General features: G+C 38.1%; 14 protein-coding genes. 5 read left to right on the top strand and 9 right to left on the bottom strand.

The genetic code is table 11. The annotated features are described in order from the left end of the window. Positions 1-813 (bottom strand): DUF2306 domain-containing protein, encoded by an 813-nt coding sequence (locus ACKWCD_RS05545; protein ID WP_413982937.1) that lies wholly within the window; start codon positions 811-813, stop codon positions 1-3. Positions 814-1,257: 444 nt separating this feature from the next. Here ACKWCD_RS05545 and ACKWCD_RS05540 point away from each other — a divergent pair, with 444 nt between their 5' ends. Continuing rightward, positions 1,258-5,268: a T9SS type A sorting domain-containing protein gene (locus tag ACKWCD_RS05540; RefSeq protein WP_413982936.1), complete on the top strand. Its 4,011-nt coding sequence runs from the start codon at positions 1,258-1,260 to the stop codon at positions 5,266-5,268. Positions 5,269-5,358: 90 nt separating this feature from the next. Here the strand turns inward: ACKWCD_RS05540 and ACKWCD_RS05535 are convergent, their stop codons facing one another. From ACKWCD_RS05535 to ACKWCD_RS05525, 3 genes are all read right to left on the bottom strand, one after another. Next, positions 5,359-6,648, bottom strand: a complete 1,290-nt coding sequence (locus ACKWCD_RS05535) for an amidohydrolase family protein (protein ID WP_413982935.1) — start codon at positions 6,646-6,648, stop codon at positions 5,359-5,361. A 127-nt stretch (positions 6,649-6,775) separates the two neighbouring features. Continuing rightward, positions 6,776-9,730, bottom strand: a complete 2,955-nt coding sequence (locus tag ACKWCD_RS05530; RefSeq protein WP_413982934.1) for an amidohydrolase family protein — start codon at positions 9,728-9,730, stop codon at positions 6,776-6,778. 157 nt (positions 9,731-9,887) lie between these two features. Further along, positions 9,888-10,958 (bottom strand): DUF3810 domain-containing protein, encoded by a 1,071-nt coding sequence (locus tag ACKWCD_RS05525; protein ID WP_413982933.1) that lies wholly within the window; start codon positions 10,956-10,958, stop codon positions 9,888-9,890. Between the two features lie 94 nt (positions 10,959-11,052). Between ACKWCD_RS05525 and ACKWCD_RS05520 the strand changes: the two genes are divergently transcribed. Beyond that, complete coding sequence (locus tag ACKWCD_RS05520; protein WP_413982932.1) at positions 11,053-12,522, top strand: aminoacyl-histidine dipeptidase; 1,470 nt, start codon at positions 11,053-11,055, stop codon at positions 12,520-12,522. A gap of 107 nt (positions 12,523-12,629) precedes the next feature. Further along, positions 12,630-13,397: a M48 family metallopeptidase gene (locus ACKWCD_RS05515; protein WP_413982931.1), complete on the top strand. Its 768-nt coding sequence runs from the start codon at positions 12,630-12,632 to the stop codon at positions 13,395-13,397. 69 nt (positions 13,398-13,466) lie between these two features. On the opposite strand, the gene ACKWCD_RS05510 is transcribed toward ACKWCD_RS05515, so the two are convergent. From ACKWCD_RS05510 to ACKWCD_RS05490, 5 genes are all read right to left on the bottom strand, one after another. Next, a complete protein-coding gene (locus ACKWCD_RS05510) occupies positions 13,467-13,823 on the bottom strand; it encodes a DUF805 domain-containing protein (RefSeq protein ID WP_413982930.1) in 357 nt (118 codons plus the stop codon). A gap of 121 nt (positions 13,824-13,944) precedes the next feature. Continuing rightward, entirely contained in the window at positions 13,945-15,015 is a 1,071-nt protein-coding gene (locus ACKWCD_RS05505; protein ID WP_413982929.1) for a glycoside hydrolase family 5 protein, read from the bottom strand. 97 nt (positions 15,016-15,112) lie between these two features. Then, on the bottom strand, positions 15,113-16,258 hold the full coding sequence (locus tag ACKWCD_RS05500) for a peptidylprolyl isomerase (protein ID WP_413982928.1): 1,146 nt from the start codon (positions 16,256-16,258) through the stop codon (positions 15,113-15,115). A 47-nt stretch (positions 16,259-16,305) separates the two neighbouring features. Further along, complete coding sequence (gene gldI, locus ACKWCD_RS05495; RefSeq protein ID WP_413982927.1) at positions 16,306-16,851, bottom strand: gliding motility-associated peptidyl-prolyl isomerase GldI; 546 nt, start codon at positions 16,849-16,851, stop codon at positions 16,306-16,308. Then, complete coding sequence (locus ACKWCD_RS05490; protein WP_413982926.1) at positions 16,848-17,864, bottom strand: DHH family phosphoesterase; 1,017 nt, start codon at positions 17,862-17,864, stop codon at positions 16,848-16,850. The genes gldI and ACKWCD_RS05490 overlap by 4 nt, the downstream gene beginning before the upstream one ends. Positions 17,865-17,942: 78 nt before the next feature. Here ACKWCD_RS05490 and ACKWCD_RS05485 point away from each other — a divergent pair, with 78 nt between their 5' ends. Both ACKWCD_RS05485 and ACKWCD_RS05480 read left to right on the top strand, forming a co-directional pair. Beyond that, positions 17,943-18,971 (top strand): alkaline phosphatase D family protein, encoded by a 1,029-nt coding sequence (locus ACKWCD_RS05485; RefSeq protein ID WP_413982925.1) that lies wholly within the window; start codon positions 17,943-17,945, stop codon positions 18,969-18,971. A 49-nt stretch (positions 18,972-19,020) separates the two neighbouring features. Next, positions 19,021-19,440 (top strand): nucleoside-diphosphate kinase, encoded by a 420-nt coding sequence (locus tag ACKWCD_RS05480; protein WP_413982924.1) that lies wholly within the window; start codon positions 19,021-19,023, stop codon positions 19,438-19,440. Positions 19,441-19,476 lie beyond the last annotated feature (36 nt).

Here is a 19,476-nt window from a genome sequence, read left to right as displayed (position 1 = left end):
TCAAAGACTTGGTAACCACATGCCCATAGTTGCTACAGCAGTTCCGATAGCGATATAGACTGTCAAGAACAAAATAAAAATAGAAATTACTCTTTTCGTTTTTGGAAGACTACTCTCTTTTGCTTTAAAGTAGAAACCTGCAAAAATTACTGGTAAGATATAGCTACAGGTATACATCACATTTAAAGCAGGGCCTTGAAAAGTTTCCATATCAAAACCAATAGGACCTTGATTTATCATTATCCAAGCCATTAGAAAAACCCTGAAAAACCAAACGCCACTCATGGCTAAGAATAATCGAATCGCCCATTTTCTGTGTGATGTCAATTTTCTGGCTATTGCGTACTTTACTGCGTAGAATGCGCATGTCATTATTAATATTCCATTAATTGTAATGAAAATTGAACCAGCAAGTCCACCTGCCATACTTCTCATCCAAGCCAAGTACAAGCCAGCTAAACTGATAGCAAATGCCGAGGTAATATAAATACGACCGTTAATCCTATGAAAACGAGGAAATTTAGTACGTACCTTTTTCATAAGCTGTAAAGGCCCTCCAATAGTTATAACGGCAGCTAGTGCCATATGTACTCCAAATAAAATGTTACCCCAAATATCTTTTGGTACATAACCATGGGGTGTTGAATTGTTCCAACGTTCGAAGTCCCCAGCTAAACCATTAACGCCATATAATCCTAGGATATAGAGGGCAAAAATGAATTGACCGACCACAACAACAGTAAACCAAATATTTACAGAAGTTTTAAGGAGTTTTTGTGATTTTACAGTACTGGTCATGGTTGATGATGCCATAGGATTGGTTTTTGATTGATAAAAGAAGGTCGTTAATTTAACAGACGTAAAATTTTTACAACACGTTGCCTAACGAAATGATTTTTTCTGAATATTGTTTTTTGTAAAATGTTGTCTTATGTCACATAAGTCTCTGAAAATCAATTACTGTTACATTGTTCTTAATTTATTTTTTGAAAATTTGGTTGATTTTAGTTCGCATAAATAGATTGCTGCTTCCCGAAAAGGTCGAAGTGATAGTTTTGTTTCCTCTTAAAAGCGCACCATTAGAATTTTTAGCTTTTACCCCTGATAAGGTCATTATCCTATTTAAATCCTTTGATTGATGCATTTCATCTAAAAACCAGGTATTTGTTAAATAAACGAGGTCTTCCTACGTTTTTAGTATTCGTATTTTGAATGAAGTGACATAAAACCTACCAAACAACCTACAAATTGACCGTTATGTTCCCAAAACTACCCTCCACAATCTATATGTTTTTTTCTTTTTTGCTTAGTGCAAGTGCTTTTGCTGGTACTAATCCATTTTTGAATACCGCTGATGCTGTTGTGAGCTGCCCCGCAGATGGTAGTCAATTGTCAACTTTTACCTTATGTGGTGCTAGTGATGTCCGTTCGGTTCAAGTTAATGACCCTCTAGTGCAATCGGTAACATGGCAATTGCTCATTGGTAATTCATGTGCGCCAGCAGGGGATGATTGCCCGAACTTGGGTGTATCTTGTTCTTGGAATACGGTTTCAACGGCGAACACTTTCACAGTAGATAATGCAGGTGATTATAGAGTGGTCTTGACTTATAACAGTGCGCCTGACGAAATTTTTTACGCCAGAAGCTTTCAAAACACCTACTCTGATGTTATTTCCGTAACTAAGGATATTTCTGTAAACGGGGGTTCTGACGGTGAAATAAGAATTGAAGCAACAGGAAATGGGCCTTTTATTTATCAAATATCAAATAATGGTGGAGCTTATGGTCCTTTACAAAATAGTCCCGTTTTTACAAACCTGAGTGTTGGTACTTACGAAATAAAAACAAGAGATAGTTCTGGTATTTGTGAATTTATATCAAACCCTGTTGTTTTATTAGAACCAGCACCCTTAGTTGGACAACTAATTCAAACGCAAGTACCATCTTGCTTGCAAGGCGGGGAAATCATAACCTCTGCATCAGGTGGTGTACCTCCTTATGAATATGCCTTGAATGGCGGTCCGTTCTCCTCGAGTAACGTATTTAGCAATCTGGTTGCTGGCACATATAGGGTTGAAGTTAGAGATGTTAATGGGGCATTTGTGATGACCAATGGTATTACAATAACTGCTTCGCTTCCTATTACAACAAATTTTACTTCTCATAATATTACATGTGGGGGTATGCAAGATGGTCAAATAGAAGTTAATGCTTTTGGAGGTACTGGTATTTACCAGTATACGCTACTAGATTCAAGAACAGGATCTACTATTGCATTCACTTCTCCCCAGACAACGAATCATACATTTCAAAATTTAGCACCAGGAATTTATGATATCAAGGTATCAGACACAGGTGGATGTATCTCAAGTCCCCAAACAATAATTATTACAGAACCTTCTCCGATTTTAGTTACGCTTACTGTCGCAAATCCCAGTAAAGCAAATGACACAGATGGTTCAATAACAATTACTTCAGAAGGCGGTACTGGCGTATATCAATATGCAATTTCACCGAATCTCAACGAATTTTATACAAGCAACGTATTTACAGGACTTGCTGCTGGAACTTACACAATAGTAACACAAGACCAAAATGGTTGTTTTGCAATAGCGGATGCAGTTTTGACGGCATCAACAGTTTTGACTGCTGAATTGGTTCAAACCGAAGCATCTTGCGTTGACGGTAGTACGGTTGAAGTGAATCCCTCAGGAGGTACTTTACCTTATGAGTTTGCATTGAACGGCAATCCTTTCATAGCAAGCAATACCTTTAGTGGTCTACCCAGTGGGCACTACACTATTTTGGTTAGAGATGCCACTGGCACAACAATTTCGAATAGTATCATTATCCAAGAAATCCCTCCAATCACTGTGAATTATACTGCCCAAGACGTTACCTGTAACGGTATGGGAGACGGTTTTATTTTGGTAGAACCGATGGGAGGAACTGGTAGCTATGAATATCAAATCAGCGTTAATGGCATTCCGAGTGGGTATCAAAACTCGGATGTTTTTGAAGGTTTAGCACCAGGGTCATACGAGGTTTCTGTAAGGGATTCAGGGGGTTGTACTTCAATCTCAACTATCGATATTCAAGAACTTCCTCCTTTAGCACTTTCCTATTCTACTACGAATCCAAGTGATTCCAATTCACCAGATGGTAGTATAACTTTAACTGCTTCAGGTGGAGGAGGTGCATATGAATACTCAATTGATGGAGGTGTGACTTTTAGCTCGTCAAACACTTTTGAGAACCTTATTGCTGGCGAATATCAATTAGCGGCAATAGATTCCTTTGTTTGCTTTGTAGAACTTGGAACAGTCGAGTTGACCGAAGCAACGCAATTATCGTTAACTGCTGCCATCCAGAATCAAATAAGTTGCAATTCCCAAGCAAGAGTATTACTAACACCTTCAGGTGGAGTTCCTCCTTATGAATATAGTAGCAATGGCAGTACATATAGAACTACAAACCCATTTATTACAGGATCAGTGGGTAATACCACTTTTACCGTTAGAGATGCTACAGGAGCGACAGCTACTAGTAATGAAGTTCTAATTACAGCAACTTCAGAATCGATAAGTGCTAATGTTAGAACAAGTTATGATTGTGATGGAGTGAACCTACCTACTGTTGAATTCGATCTTATAAGAGGTTCAGGGAATATGCAATACAGTATTTATAATGATATTTGGCAAAGTTCTACAACTTTTCATGATGTTTTAGATGGTGAGTATACGGTTAGGGCTAAAAATGATAGTTGTCAATTCGAAACACAAATCACTGTTGCGAATGTTGTTCCAGTTCGAGTTCGCGTATTAGAGCAAAATGAAGGCTGGGTCAAATTTCAAATTACCAGTGGTACAGGACCTTTTAATTATCGCATAGACGGTTATTCAGGACCAAGAACTGAAATTGGGAATGAAACCATATTCGAAGTCGATGGTTTTTCTCCTGGACCACATTGGTTAGTTGTCGAGGCAGCAAATTGCAGCGATCATGTCAGTTTTGATATCGAAGGATTCATTCCTGAACTGGAGATTGTAACTGAAGTTACTGATGCCAGTTGTTTTGGAGCTCAAGATGGATCAATCAATGTTACTGGCGTTGGTGGGTTAGGAGAATACAATTATGGATTGGTAGACGGAGATAACAATATCGTCTATAACGTAAGACCTGAAATCACTCATTTTCAAGGATTAGCGCCAGGTACTTACAAAGCTCTTTTAAGAGATACCAGGCAGGGACTTTTGGTTAGATCCGAGTTAATTACAATTACCGAACCTCAAGAACTGAGTATTACAATTCAATCTACAAGTAGATCTATGACAAGTTCGAATATTGGAACTGCTGATTTAACAGTTTTAGGAGGCAATGCGCCTTATCAATATAGTTTAGATGGTAGTAATTTGTATAGGCCCTTGTTAAGTTCAAGCATTACAGATTTGGCGATAGGTGACCATATTGTCAGTATACGTGATTCTAACGGTTGTGAGACTGATACCATTTTTACTATTGAAACATTACCAGAACTGTCGATACTTGTAGAAGTCGATTATGTGGCTTGTCAAGAAAATACGATTACCATTTTGGTATCAGGCGGTAGCAACAATTATTTGTATGCTTTAGATAGTATGGACTCGTCGGATGCACAAAGTTCTAATGTGTTTAATAATAGTGCTGCGGGTAATCATTATGCTACGGTCTTCGATGCGAATGGGTTTGTAACAACAAGCGATTTTGTTATTGAGCATATTTTACCTCTAGATTTTAGCGTGGAGTTAAATTACAATGATGATAAAACAAATGCGTCTGCAGAACTTATAGTTCAAGGTGGAAGCTCGCCATATACATTTTCGAATGATGGAGAAGTGTATCAGGAATCTACCACTTTTACCGATTTGATAGAAGGGAATCAAACTTTTTATGTAAAAGATGCCCTAGGATGTATTACGGAAACAACTATTACCGTTGAACTAGTTGATGATAGCACCGATAGAATAAAAGATAATAATGGGGTAGATATTAAAGTATACCAAAATCAAGGTGTTACGGAAAATATTACCATAGTTTGGAACTCAGTTGAGGAAATACCTACTAGTCTCGTTGTCTATAATAGCAAAGGAAATCTAGTACTTAAAGTTACTCCCGAGACAGGCAATTTAGAAACCCAATTCAACGTTGCAAATCTAGCACGTGGGATATATTATATCTATATCAAAACTCCCAATGGAGAAGAAGTTAAAAAAGTATTGGTAAGATAATAAATTCGAGTTCAGCAAAATATTATATAAAATGTGCTTTTCAGTATGAAAAGCACATTTTATATTTATTTTGGAGGTTAATAGAGTGTTCTATTCTCCCTCATACTTCCCTGAATATCGTTTCCAAAGCTCGGTTTGGTGTGTTTCCAAAGAAATGTTTCTTCCGTCTATAAAAGCATGACTCAACTGGTTCGTTCGCATATCTAAAGCATCTCCAGCAGAAATAAATAGAGTGGCGCTTTTACCAACTGAAAGTGTACCATGGGTATCATCAATGCCCAGAATTTTAGCGGTATTGCCCGTAATCATCTGTACAGCCTTTTCTTTTGCCAAACCTTGACCAACAACCTGCCCCGCATAGAACGGAAGGTTTCTAGTTTGAAAGTTACTCGCTTCTCCGTTTTGTATGGCGACTAATAGTCCGGCATCAGACAAGAGTTTAGGTAACTTGTATGGTAAATCATAATCATCATCCTCAAAATTCGGCGTGTTGTGAGTAAACTGTACCAATACAGGAATATCATTTTCCTTAAGGAAATCCGTCACTTTGTAAGCATGATATCCGCCTACCAAAACAATATTTTTTACTCCAGAATTCTTTGCTAAAGTGATACCATCAACAATTTCTTTTTCTCCGTCAGCATAGACATATAGTTTTTGGCGTCCATCGAAAACACCTTTCATAGCCGCGAAAGCGGGATTCAGCTCTTTGGCAGTTCCACCCCCGTAAGCCAGAGCATTTTGCATAAAGGTTTCAACCTCAGTTACCTGTTTTTGATAGTTTTTATTTGGCCTTAGACCTCTAGGCTCACCCAACCACCAGCGACCTCTTCTAAAACTTGAGGGCCAATGTAGATGAACACCATCATCCGCCTTTACGGCAGCATCTTCCCAATTCCAAGCATCGAATTGTACAATAGAGGATGTGCCAGAAATGCGCCCACCTTTAGGGGTTATTTGAGCTATTAAAACTCCGTTGGGTCGCATACTTTCTACTACTTTTGACTCCGCATTGTAGGCAATCAAACTTCTTACATGGGGAATGATATCTCCAATCTCATCCGCATCACGTGTTGCGCGCACTGCATTCACTTCAACTAGTCCTAATTCCTTTACTGGTGCTATGAACCCAGGATAGACATGTTTTCCTGAGGCATCAATTATGGTTCCTTGGGTGGTTTCACCAGAACCCAAAGCTGTGATTTTTCCATTTTCAAAAACGATGGTACAGTTTTCAACAATTGTTCCATCACCTATATGCGCTGTAGCTCCGGTAATCGTTATGGCCTCTGTCTGTTTGTCAGCAGGAGTTTGTTGAGCCCAGCTTGTCATCCCGAAGGTGAGTAGGAGGGCGATTAATATATTTTTTTGTTTTTTCATCACTTAGTAATTTTATTGTCATTCCGACGAAGGTCGGAATCTGTTTAATGTTGGTTCTGTTTTTTATTAAGGCTCGGGCTTAACACACCCCTAGCCCCTCTCAATAGGGGAAAGTCTTTGTGTCAGTCTATAAACTCTCACAAGTCATCCGTTCTTTCTTACTCATCTTTGGGCCTTGTGTTTTACCACCACCTGCTTTTTCTTTTAGCATCATATTAATGAGTTGGGTGCGCTCTTTCTTAATTGCTTCCCTGTTTTGTTTATCCATTTCTAAATCAAAATAGGTAGCGCCTTCAATCAAAGTTTTTTCAGCTTTCGCATAGATGGATAGGGGATGGTCGGACCACAATACCAAATCTGCATCTTTACCTACTTTAATACTTCCTACCCGATTATCGATATGAAGTAGCTTTGCAGGATTGATAGTCACCATCTTCCAAGCTTCCAATTCGGTCATTCCGCCATACTTAACAGTTTTAGCAGCTTCTTGATTTAATCTTCGGGCCATTTCACCATCATCACTATTGATAGCGACCGTAACTCCTTGTCTTTGCATGATGGCCGCGTTATAGGGAATCGCATCGTTGACTTCATATTTATAGGCCCACCAGTCACTAAAGGTTCCTGCACCTGCACCATGTGCCGCCATTTTATCAGCTACTTTATATCCTTCAAGAATATGTGTGAACGTGTTCAGACGGAAGTTAAAATGATCGGCCACTTTCATCATCATATTAATTTCACTCTGCACATAGGAGTGACAACTGATAAATCGTTCACCATTCAGTATTTCTGCAATTACCTCCATCTCTTCATCATAGCGATAGGGTTGTCCGCTTTTCTTTTTGGCATCATATTCTTTCCCTCTTTGGAAGTAATTCATGAACACTTGTTCAACACCCATACGTGTTTGCGGGAATCTTGAAAAACTCTGCCAGTTGCTTTGTTTTACATTTTCTCCCAAAGCGAATTTGATAAACTTGGGAGAATTACTGTAAATCATATTCTCGGGAGATTCTCCCCATTTCAATTTGAAAATTGCAGAACGGCCCCCAATCGGATTAGCAGAACCATGCAACAATTGCGCTGAGGTAACTCCACCGCCGAGTTGTCGATAGATATCAATGTCTTCGTTGTCAACTACATCTTCCATTTTCACCTCTGCGGTAGAATTGTGTCCTGCTTCATTAACTGCTAATGCTGCAATGTGAGTATGCTCATCAATGACCCCTGCGGTCAAATGCTTTCCAGTAGCATCAATTACTTTAGCCCGACCTGGAGAAAGGTTTTGACCGATTTTGGAAATTTTACCATCCTTAATAAGAACATCTGTATTTTCCAAGATTCCAGAATCTTCACTTGTCCAGACTGTGGCGTTTTGGAACAGGATGGTTTCTGTTTTGGGTTTTGTTTTGAATCCGTATGCTAAATTTGGGAAGGTTACTGGCATAACTTCAGGGGCTCCAGAATCTTTCTTTTCATCTTTTTTATCTGCAGTAAAGGCAGAAGTTTTCATTGCCGTAAAAGTTGACTCGTTTCCATTGGGGAGGGTCAATTTTCCTTTGATGTTATCGGAAGCATTACTCACCAAGCCTGTCATACGGTAATTTTTTTCGCCTTTATCAGTGGCAAAAGAGAGTGCTACCCAATCATTTTTATAACTGAGTTTTGATTTCAGCTTGTTCGTGTCTTGTTTGATTTCGATTTTGGGTTTGCTAGCCTCGCCTGTAATTGACATTGTATAGGTCATACCTCCCGCGGATAAATCGTAGTTGCCACGAATGTCTTTCTGACTTTTATCATTGATGACATTCTTTTGTCCTTGTACCCAATTTTCATAAAGCGTGGTTCCTTTGTCAAAAATGTCTCCTGAAGTAATCAAGAAATTGGCTTGGCGACCTACCTGTAAAGAACCTACGCTTCCTGATTTTCCTAAGATAGCAGCGGGAACCGTAGTCAAAGCTTCCAATGCTTTTGTTTTGGGAAGTCCGTATTTAATGGCTTTCATTAGATTTGCTTTAAATTTTGAAGGGGACTTTAAATCATAAAGGGTCAAAGAAAAAGGAACTCCGTTTTCTGCTAATATCTTCGGATTGGCAGGCGCTTGATTCCACTTACGCATATCCTTTAAGTTTACATATGAAGCTGCAATTGGGTCTGAAACATCATAAGCTTCCGGAAAATTTATCGGAAGTATAAACTTTGCATTCGTTCCTTTGATTTCGGCAATGCGCTCGTATTCGTTTCCGCCGCCCAAAATAGCATATTGAATTCCGTTGGCATCTCCTATTTTATCGGCGCGCAAGGCATGACCTTTATCTTTAGCTTCAAAAATCTGAACGAGAGCTTTGTTTTCATTTAATGCTTCTAGAGAGCGATCTTTAGTATCGGAATTTCCCGAAGCATACCATTTGGCGTCCGAATACATCTGACGTAACAAGGCCATAGACCCCATTAGCGAGGTAGGGTAGGACTGCTTTTTAATTACGCTACGAGAGAAAGAAAGATACTGCGCTGATTTATCATCGAGAATTCTATTGGAATCATCACCACTTCCGTTTAAGGCGACCAAGACTCCAGTACCTCTTACGATACCATCTTGAATGTGGGAGTTGACTACTCCGAATCCCGCATCGCGTAATTCCTTCGCTTTTTTATCATCGTATTTAAATTTTGAAATAGCGGCATTTTCAGGCATGATATGGTCATTCCAATAAAAACCTTGTCGTTCTGCATCATATTGCGTGGCGCGACCACCCCCAGAAGGTCGTTTTGGTTGTTCTACTCCGAATTTGGAGTACACATCGATAAAGGAAGGATAGATAGAATGTCCCTTTGCATCTACAACCACAGAATTTTTAGGAATTGTAACCGATTTACCAACCTGTTTTACTTTACCGTTTTGAATAAGTAATGTTCCTCCATCAATTATTTGAGTAGGAGTGACATAGATTTTGGCATTCGTAAAAGCTGTGTAGTTGTTGTTTTTTGATTTTACACCGTCGTTTTCAGGAAAGTAATCCTGAGCAAACAAAGTGCTGCCACACCATAAGATGGCGAGGCATAGAAGTCTGATTTTCATATAATAAGTTCTTGATTAATTAGTCTCTTTAAAAGTAAGGGAACTCTATGAATTTATAAAGCCTATTGATGTTTTTTAACAGAATGAAAGAAGTGTTCGGTTGACAGTTGTAGTAAGCAGTATATGTTTTCTGCTCATTGCTACAGCCAACTGTTTACTAATTAATCGGATGCTTCTCGTGATATCCCACTAACAGGTGTACCACCCGACTATAGCTTTGTACACCATCGGCCTGATTATTGGCTTTTAGAAACGTATTGAATACAGATTTAAAAATGGGTTCAAACGGGTTTTCATAGGCTTCGTGAAAATCTTGAAGTTCTCTATAGTTTTTTTTGACCCCTTCGTTGATGTTTGCATATAATTTTTCAAACTCTTTTTCATCCGTTCCATTTACAGCGTTTAAACAATATGCTAGCGCATAGGCGGAAGCAGAATATTGAAAATAGATATCCTCATTTTTCTGGGTAACTAAATAACCAATAAGATTGGTTTCGTTTTCTGCAGAGTAGCCTACCTGATGCCCAATTTCATGGGCAGCCACAACAGGAAACCTAAAAACAGGTGTTCTTTTATTAACTTGAGCCTCATTGGTGAACGGATTCAGATAACCTCCAATACCCATATAGCTAGACATATGACTAAACATAGATTTTTTAATGCTTGGCTGCCGATATTCTAAAAACGACATTTGAGAATCGAGTCCATTGTAGTTTGAAATGGTTTTTTCAAAAATCTCATTTCTAGTATAGGGTACTTTTACCATAGAAGTGCTATCTCCCGTAATTTGTTTTTGGAGTTCATTGGTTTTGAGAATTAGCCTTTCCGTCAGGTTTTTGATTTCAGCATAACTTGCTTCCTTCTTAATGGAAAGGGTTTCCGCAAGAGGTTGTCGGTAATAGTTAAGTCCCCAAACAACATGAAAAGTGAAGTAAAAAACTGCCAATACCATTAAGTTATCGCGTAAAAAGAGCAGCGGTTTGGTTTTGATTTTTCTTCGATTTCGAAGAATATACCTAAATACAAGGAAAATAAGCAACGTATAAATGACTTCACCTATGGAAAAGGGGATCCATCCAAATAGATTTCTAAAAAATTTACTTATCCAAGGGTATAAGCCATTACTGTAATAGTTTTCTACCCAATCAGGATGGCCCGCTAGCCATTTTACTAAAATGATCTGTGGAATAAGAGTTAAGGCTATTCCATTTCTGAGTTTGTTTTTCAAATGATGAAATTCGATTGACGTTCATCCAAAAGTAACCAATTATCAAGGATAGCAAATTTTGAGTCCGTATTTTTGGGAAAAATTAAACAAAAATATGAGTGCGGAAGTAAGAGCCTTAGAACCAAAAGCTGTTTGGAAGAATTTTGCGGATTTAAATGCAGTGCCGCGACCTTCAAAAAAAGAAGAACGTGTTATTCAATTTATGATGGATTTTGGTGCATCGCTCAACTTGGAAACGTTTAAAGATGCTGTTGGTAATGTGATTATTCGAAAACCTGCTACTTCAGGAATGGAAGATCGAAAGTGGGTGACCTTGCAATCACACTTAGATATGGTACATCAAAAGAACAACGATACTGTTTTTGATTTTAATACTCAGGGTATAGAAATGTACATTGATAAAGACTGGGTAAAGGCAAATGGTACCACCTTAGGAGCAGACAATGGAATGGGCGTTGCAGCTATTATGGCCTTATTGGAAAGCAAAACTATTCCTCACCCACCTTTAGAAGCTTTATTTACTATTGATGAGGAAACAGGAATGACGGGCGCAATGGGCCTTGAAGGCGGGGTGCTTAAAGGAGAAATTTTACTTAACCTCGATACAGAAGAAGATGATGAGATTGATATTGGGTGTGCAGGAGGAATTGATGTAACTGCCGAAAGAAGTTATTCTGAAGTTCTGGTACAAAACGGTGCTATCGCCTTTAAGATCAATATTAAAGGACTAAATGGCGGTCATAGTGGTATGGATATTCATAAAGGTTTGGGCAATGCCAATAAGATCATGAATCGCCTAATGCACTATAATGCGGAGAAATATAGTATAAGAATAGCCAGTATCGATGGTGGAAGTTTACGTAATGCAATTCCGAGAGAGAGTACAGCTATCATAGTTCTAGACGATAATCAAAAGAAAAATTTCGAATCTAATTTTGAACTTCTTGCAACCGTCATTAAAAATGAATTGAAAGTTGTCGAGCCAAAACTGGCAATTACGTTAGAAACAACAGATTTACCAGAAAAAGTGATGAATGAGGAGGATCAGGGAAAACTTTTAAAAGGGGTTTATGCTGCTCACAATGGCGTATATGCAATGAGCGCTAGTATTTCCGATTTGGTAGAAACGTCGAACAATGTTGCTCGTGTTATGGTGAAAGATGGAAAAATCAAAATAGGATGTTTAACACGTTCTTCGGTTGATTCTGCGAAAATGGATTTGGCAGAAGCTTTAAAGGCCACTTTTGAACTGGCAGGATGTGATGTTACTTTTAGTGGAACCTATCCGGGATGGAATCCAAATCCTGATTCTGCAATTCTAAAAGTACTTAAACCAAAATATGAAGAATTATTTGGTGAGAAACCAAGAGTTGTGGCCTGTCATGCGGGACTTGAATGTGGTATTCTTGGACAAAACTACCCAGATATGGATATGATTAGTTTCGGCCCCACTATTCACGGAGCGCATTCTCCAGATGAACGCGTTCAAATTTCTTCAGTTCAGAAATTTTGGAAATATTTGTTATCAATTCTAGAAGATATCCCTGAAAAAGGGGATGCTTAAAAGTAATCAGCTGATTACCTTTGAAAAAATACAAACACTAACAGATTCCTAACCGGAATGAAACAACCTCAGTACTGGAGATGGAATTATAATAAATTGAATTAAAAATGAAAAAGACACTTTTTGTTTTAATAACACTATTCGTTTCTATAGGTACTCAAGCACAATTCGGTAAAAAATTATTAAAGAAAGGAAATGTAGATGCAGCTAAGAAAGTTGCCAAAGCTGCTACGCTTTCTGACGAGGATATGGCCAAACTTTCATTAGAGTCTGTTCAGTGGATGGATGAGAATAATCCTATCGCCGAAGCTGGTGATCCTTATGGTGATCGCCTGGCTAAATTGGTTGAAGGTCTCGATCATGAAGATGGACTTGATTTGAATTTCAAAGTATATAAAGTGGTAGATGTAAATGCTTTTGCTACTCCAGATGGCAGCGTCAGAGTTATGGCAGGTCTTATGGATTTAATGAATGATGCGGAATTACTTAGTGTAATAGGTCATGAAATAGGCCATGTTAAATTGGGGCACTCCAAAAAGAGATATCAGTCCGCTTATGCAATTTCTGCGGCAAAAGATGTTGCACAAACGAATACAAATGCTGGTAAAGTTCTAGCCGATGATGAGATTGGAGGTTTTATGGAAAATATGTTAAATGCACAATTTTCGCAATCCAACGAGTCGGCTTCTGATGAATATGGATTTAAATTTATGGTCGCTAAAGGATATGATTATCATGGTATGGAAGGAGCCTTTCAGAAATTAGCTGACTTGAGTGGAGATGATGGTAAGGGTTCTTTAATGTCTTCGCATCCTGGTTCTGCTAAAAGAGCGAAACGTGCCAAAGAATGGGCCGATAAAGAAGATGGAAAATAACACTTTGTTTTAGTAGAAAGAAAAAAGACCTGTTGTAAACAGGTCTTTTTTTATTTTATGTACTTTGGTTTATACTTTCTGCAAAATAACATCTTGTCTCCCTTTTGGATTGTGGCCATATTTGTTCCTTCCCTCTTGACTATCTAAACATATTAGGTAAATATTGTAATAAGGAATAAGAGAATACCAACCGCTTTTTCCAATGTCATGCATTCTTCTTACGCCAATTGCAAGACTGGGCACCAAGGTAACAAATACATAGGTGATCGCTACAAATAGCAATGCCTGAATATCAAATACTAAAGAGAGAATAAGCGTGCCATAAATAAAAAGTATATTGAATAAAAAGAACATCCAATATTCTTTTCTTCTCGCTCTTCCACTAAAATTAGCATATTGTTTTAAGGCTTTTAAGTACCAGTTCATAAATGAGGGTTTTGTGTAATGAACTGAATAAACGCCTGCTGTTACCAGCTAGTATTTTTTTTAGATGAACGGTAAAAACTTAAGGTATAAATCGTTGAATGGTAGAGTGAACTAGTTATTGCTAGTCGCTATAGTTGGGGTTTTTGGCTTTTATCTCCGCTCGAACCATAGTACCCGATTCTGTAAGTTGATTCATGGGCCAATTCCCTGAGGTACTTGCTCCAGGTTTTAATGCAGCTGAAAGCTCTTCTTTATCAACAATTGACCAGTTGCACCAGCCAATATCATTAGTGTCGAGAAAATCCCACCAAGCATTCGATTCAGCAATATCAATAGAACCATCGCCTGAGGCTTCTGAGACTCCGTATTCAGTGACAAAAATGGGAATATTATTATCAATCGCTTGTTGTGCTATATCGCGAAGTTCTTGTTTGTGAGTAGCTGAATAATAATGTAGCGTATAGGCTACATTGGCATCATCAATTTTATTTCCGATGACTTCATCAACTCTTTGTGACCATGTGCGTGTACCGCAGATAACTATGTTATCGGGATCATTAGCACGAATAGTTGCTAATACATCTTCATGGTAAGCTTTTAAAGTGCCTGACCATGAGACATCTAAGGGCTCATTATAAGTCTCATAAATAATATTGGGCGTATCTCCGTATTTCTTAGAAACTTCATCGAAAAAAGATTTTGCATCAGCAACATAATCTTCGGCATGATGTGAGTGCCAGTCTACAATAACATAAATACCTTCAGCAATGGCAGCATCGATTATTGTAAAAATTTTTTGTTTTTCCCTTTCAGGATTCGCGATATATGCATCACCACCTTCATCAACTCCCATAGCCGCCCTTACCACATTACATTGCCAATCTTCCTTGAGCCACTTCACGGTTTGAGACGTATAATATTCTCCCGCCCACTGGCTCCAGAAAAAGGACATACCTCTTAACTGCACAACTTCACCATCCTTATCGACAATCTTTGTACCTTCAATACGTAATTGCCCATGATCTGCTACAAAAGAGCTAGATGATGTCTGGGTGATATCTACTGGGTCATCCATCGGCGTCTGATCTTCTGCGATTTCGTCACTAACAATTGGCTCATCTGAAGATGAATTACAAGATGTTGTTGAGAATAACAAACAAATGAGAACAAGTCTGATACAGTTTTTTTTCATAGCAATAGAAATTTAATTGTATAACGGATTGAAAATACAAAATGTTTTAGTTCACGGCGGAAATAAAAAATCCAGCGTTTAAGCTGGATTTTAAAGTTTATTTAACAATAGACATGATTTCTACATCAAATACAATATCTGAATTCGGAGGTATGGGCCCAGAACCTTGATCGCCCCACCCCAAATGTGCAGGAAAAAACAAACGTACTTTATCACCAACTTTCATGCTAAGTAATCCTTCACGAAACCCTGGAACTAAAGGCGAATCTGAACTATAATCCATAGGGCTTGGGGTTAAGTTGCCCCTGTGCATCTGATTGATTTGTTCAAACATGCCAAATTTTTCAGCAACTTCTTTTTCGCTTGTGTCGAACAAGGTCCCGTTTTCTAGGAAACCAGCATAGTTTACTAAGACTTTTGAACCTAATCGGGGTTTTTCTCCTTTTGAATCTACCAAGCTCAATATTTTAAGTCCTGATGGTAGCGTTTTTGCTTTTGCTTTTTGATCCATTATTTCTGCAGCAAAGGTTTCTTTTAACTTATTTACGGCAGCTATTTTAGCTTGTTTTTCTGCCTCGATAGCTGCAAGTCGCTCTCCTTCTTTAGAAAAGTAATCAGTCATTACTTCGACTGCATCAAAGTTTTTAGCAGCTTTGCCGTTTCGAATGATCTCTATTTTATTCATCACCATCTCTTGATTGGGTCTATTTTTTGCACCCACGGGGGTATTCGCAATAGAATCAACCACCTCAAGACCTAAGGCAACTTCACCAAAAATTGAATGTTTTCCGTTTAACCAAGGAGCGGCACCATGGGTAATAAAAAATTGACTACCATTGGTATCAGGAGGGCCTGGGTTAGCCATCGAAATCATACCTTTTCTATCATGTAGTAATGAATCATGAAATTCATCCATAAACTTATATCCAGGACCTCCTGTACCGTTTCCAAGAGGGTCTCCTCCTTGAATCATAAAATCTTTCATGACTCTATGAAAAATAAGGCCATCATAATATTTTTTACCCTTAAGGTCCTCTTTTACGAAAGTACTAGTCCCTTCAGCTAAAGAAACAAAATTGGCTACAGTCACAGGAGTTTTTTCATAAGCTAACTTTACTAATATATCACCTTTGGTGGTCTGAATATCGGCATAAAGCCCATCACTTAAATCAGCATATTTGCTGGATTTACAACCTGAAAGAGCTAGTGAAAGCACTAGGAATAATACATATACTTTTTTCATTGGTTTCATTTTTAATTTTTTAGTAATCAATAGTTGCAGTTTAATAATTAAAGGGTATCATTTTCCTTTTCAATTTTCACAATTGCAATGGTCGATTTCAAAGGCATGTTAATTCCTATTTTGTCTCCATCACCAGGATAGCCATAGCCTAAAGAAGATGGAAACAGAAAGGTAGCGGTCTCATTCTCCTTGAGCAGCTTTACGCTATTACGTAATCCAGGAAAAAACTCTTGCTTGTCTACCTTATACTTCAAGATACCTACATCTTGCATACTATAGATAGTATCATTTGTAAGCGTTAAAATATTGTAAGTAAGTGTTACTAAGTCATCAGGTTGGGCCATATAGTTTGCAGACTGATTCTTTTTGTTGTAGTAGTACCAAGATCCTGTGTCACTGTTGACATATGTATTCAAAGAGTCCTTTGCTATTACTTGTTGTATCATGGCTTCTTCTAGGGCCAATAGTTTTTTACTTCGCTCTATGGATACTTGTATGGAACTAGTGGTATTTCTTTTTACCGGATGCCTTGGTGATGGGCCTTCACAACTGATAAGAGCGGCCAAAATTAGTATGCAAATTAGATGCTTCATGCGATTAATTTATCTTTATAATCCTTTAAAAGAGAAACGAAATATTTTGCTGTTTTTTCCATGGATACTTCACTTCGCCCGCCAGCAGCATTGTCATGACCACCACCATTAAAATGACTGCGTGCAAATTCATTCACGGAGAAATCTCCTTGTGACCGGAAAGAAATTTTGATAATACCTTCTTCTTTATTCTCTATAAAAATGACAGCAAAGCTTATACCTTCTAGGGTGAGCCCATAGTTTACAAAACCTTCAGTGTCTCCTTTTTGATAGTTGTAGGCATCCAATTCTTCTTGACTTAAGGTGATATAAGCAGTGCGAAACTCCTCTAAAATCACCATGTTTTTTAAAGCACAACCTAGTAGATGCAATCGACTGGGAGAATTCGTATCGTAAATATGATTGTGTATTGCTGTTTTCTCGGCTCCTTTATCAATAAGGTCTGCTACGATACGATGTGTTTGACTTGTAGTAGCGTGAAATTTGAAAGAGCCCGTATCCGTCATAATGCCTGTATAGATACAATTAGCCATTTCAGAGGTGACTTTATCCGTATCACCAAGAAACTCAATAAAATTATACACCATTTCACAGGTGGAGCTCATCGCTACATCTGAATAGGTTATTTCTGCATAATCGGCAGGTGACTGATGATGATCAATCATTATATATTTCGCTTTGGAAGCTTCTAAAATTGGAGCTAACTGTCCCGTGCGACCAAAGTGATTAAAGTCTAATGTGAAAATAAGAGTTGCTTCATTAATTGCTGAAAGTGCCTGGGAGTTTTTAGTTTCAAAATTTAGGATGTGCTCATTACCTGGCATCCATTTTAAGAACTTCGGGTAATCATTGGGGGAGACTATCGTTGCTTCTTGCCCTCTGTTTTTTAAATAATGCCACAATGCCAAAGTTGAACCAATAGCATCCCCATCCGGATTTTTATGGGGTATAATAGCAATTTTCTGCGGTACAGAAAGCAGTTCTTTTACGGCTTTTACATCCTTTAAATTCATGCGCGCAAAGATACAATAATATAACAGATTGGTAAATTGTAAAATCCTATTTTTACGGGTAGCTAAAAACAAAATGAGATGACTAAATACCTTCATTATATATCTTTTTTAATAATGTTAATTTCTTGTAAATCAAGTACGTCAATTTCTAAAGAGATTGATGTTTCCGGCGATTTTACCATTGCATTTGGTTCTTGCAATAAACATGATTTGCCCAATTTACTTTGGGATGATGTCGAAGCAAGTAATCCCGATGTTTGGATATGGGGAGGAGATATCATCTACGCGGATACCGGCGATATGGTAAAATTGAGAAACATCTATAACGCCCAGAATGAAATAACGGGTTATAAAAGTCTTAAAAGCAAAGTTCCAATTATTGGTTCTTGGGATGATCATGACTACGGATTGAATGATGGCGGAGTAGAGTTCGAGGCTAAAGGAGAAAGTCAACAAGAATTATTAGATTTTTTAGATGTTTCAAAGGATAGCCCCAGAAGAAAACAAGAAGGTGTTTATGCCGTTCACGACTACAATTCCCCTAAGGGAAAGGTAAAAGTTATCGTTTTAGATACAAGATACTTTCGCACAGCTTTAACTAAGGATACAGAAACTAAAAAAAGAAATAAACCCAATGAGTATGGTCAAGGAACTGTTTTAGGAGAGATTCAGTGGAATTGGCTTAACGAAACACTTTCAAATTCTAAAGCTGATTTTAATGTAATTGTGAGCAGTGTTCAATTTTTATCCAATCAACACGGATTCGAATGTTGGGGCAATTTCCCTCATGAGGTGGATAAACTTAAAACCATGATTGCAGCTTCAAACGCCGAGGGAGTTATAGTCCTTTCTGGTGACCGTCATATTTCGGAGTTTTCAAAGACTAAAGTTGAAGGGTTGGCATATCCGCTGATCGATTTCACTAGTAGTGGATTGACCCATGCCTATTCTAAATTTAGTGGTGAGCCGAACCCGTTTCGAGTGGGCGAAGTAGTAAGTACTGAAAGTTTTGGGGTTTTGGAGTTTGATTTCGATAAAGATGAGGTTGTTTTTAAAATGTTAGGAGATGGTGGGGCGATTCTTGGTGAGTTAAGACAGTCTTACTAAAAGTTGTCGATTCTTAAATAAACTGTATTTTTGCACAAAATTTTGAAACATGACGACAAATAGAACTTTTACAATGATTAAGCCTGATGCTGTTGAGAACGGACATATTGGTGGAATTTTAGATAAAATTACATCTGCTGGCTTTAAAATTGTGGCGATGAAATATACACAGTTGAGCAAGAGAGATGCACAAGAATTCTATGCTGTTCATAGCGAACGTCCATTCTATGGCGAATTGGTTGCATTTATGACTAGAGGACCAATTGTATCTGCTATTTTAGAAAAAGATAATGCTGTAGAAGATTTTCGTGCTTTGATCGGGGCAACAAACCCAGCAGAAGCTGCTGAAGGAACTATTCGCAAATTATTTGCGACCAGTATCGGAGAGAATGCGGTTCACGGTTCTGATAGCGATGAAAATGCAGCTATTGAGGGTGCTTTTCACTTTTCTGGCAGAGAGATTTACTAAACGAACTACACTATATGATTTGGACCCAGCAGGTTT

Source organism: Maribacter taeanensis (genome assembly GCF_047345145.1).
Classification (GTDB): domain Bacteria; phylum Bacteroidota; class Bacteroidia; order Flavobacteriales; family Flavobacteriaceae; genus Maribacter_C.
This window is presented reverse-complemented; position numbering and strand designations above follow the sequence as displayed.

Excerpts from the sequence above, each read along its gene's own strand:
- ACKWCD_RS05515 (WP_413982931.1), top strand. The coding sequence starts at position 12,630 with ATGAAAAAGACACTTTTTGTTTTAATAACACTATTCGTTTCTATAGGT.
- ACKWCD_RS05530 (WP_413982934.1), bottom strand. The coding sequence starts at position 9,730 with ATGAAAATCAGACTTCTATGCCTCGCCATCTTATGGTGTGGCAGCACT.
- ACKWCD_RS05510 (WP_413982930.1), bottom strand. The coding sequence starts at position 13,823 with ATGAACTGGTACTTAAAAGCCTTAAAACAATATGCTAATTTTAGTGGA.
- ACKWCD_RS05540 (WP_413982936.1), top strand. The coding sequence starts at position 1,258 with ATGTTCCCAAAACTACCCTCCACAATCTATATGTTTTTTTCTTTTTTG.
- ACKWCD_RS05485 (WP_413982925.1), top strand. The coding sequence starts at position 17,943 with ATGACTAAATACCTTCATTATATATCTTTTTTAATAATGTTAATTTCT.
- ACKWCD_RS05505 (WP_413982929.1), bottom strand. The coding sequence starts at position 15,015 with ATGAAAAAAAACTGTATCAGACTTGTTCTCATTTGTTTGTTATTCTCA.
- gldI (WP_413982927.1), bottom strand. The coding sequence starts at position 16,851 with ATGAAGCATCTAATTTGCATACTAATTTTGGCCGCTCTTATCAGTTGT.
- ACKWCD_RS05490 (WP_413982926.1), bottom strand. The coding sequence starts at position 17,864 with ATGAATTTAAAGGATGTAAAAGCCGTAAAAGAACTGCTTTCTGTACCG.
- ACKWCD_RS05535 (WP_413982935.1), bottom strand. The coding sequence starts at position 6,648 with ATGAAAAAACAAAAAAATATATTAATCGCCCTCCTACTCACCTTCGGG.
- ACKWCD_RS05520 (WP_413982932.1), top strand. The coding sequence starts at position 11,053 with ATGAGTGCGGAAGTAAGAGCCTTAGAACCAAAAGCTGTTTGGAAGAAT.
- ACKWCD_RS05500 (WP_413982928.1), bottom strand. The coding sequence starts at position 16,258 with ATGAAAAAAGTATATGTATTATTCCTAGTGCTTTCACTAGCTCTTTCA.
- ACKWCD_RS05545 (WP_413982937.1), bottom strand. The coding sequence starts at position 813 with ATGGCATCATCAACCATGACCAGTACTGTAAAATCACAAAAACTCCTT.
- ACKWCD_RS05480 (WP_413982924.1), top strand. The coding sequence starts at position 19,021 with ATGACGACAAATAGAACTTTTACAATGATTAAGCCTGATGCTGTTGAG.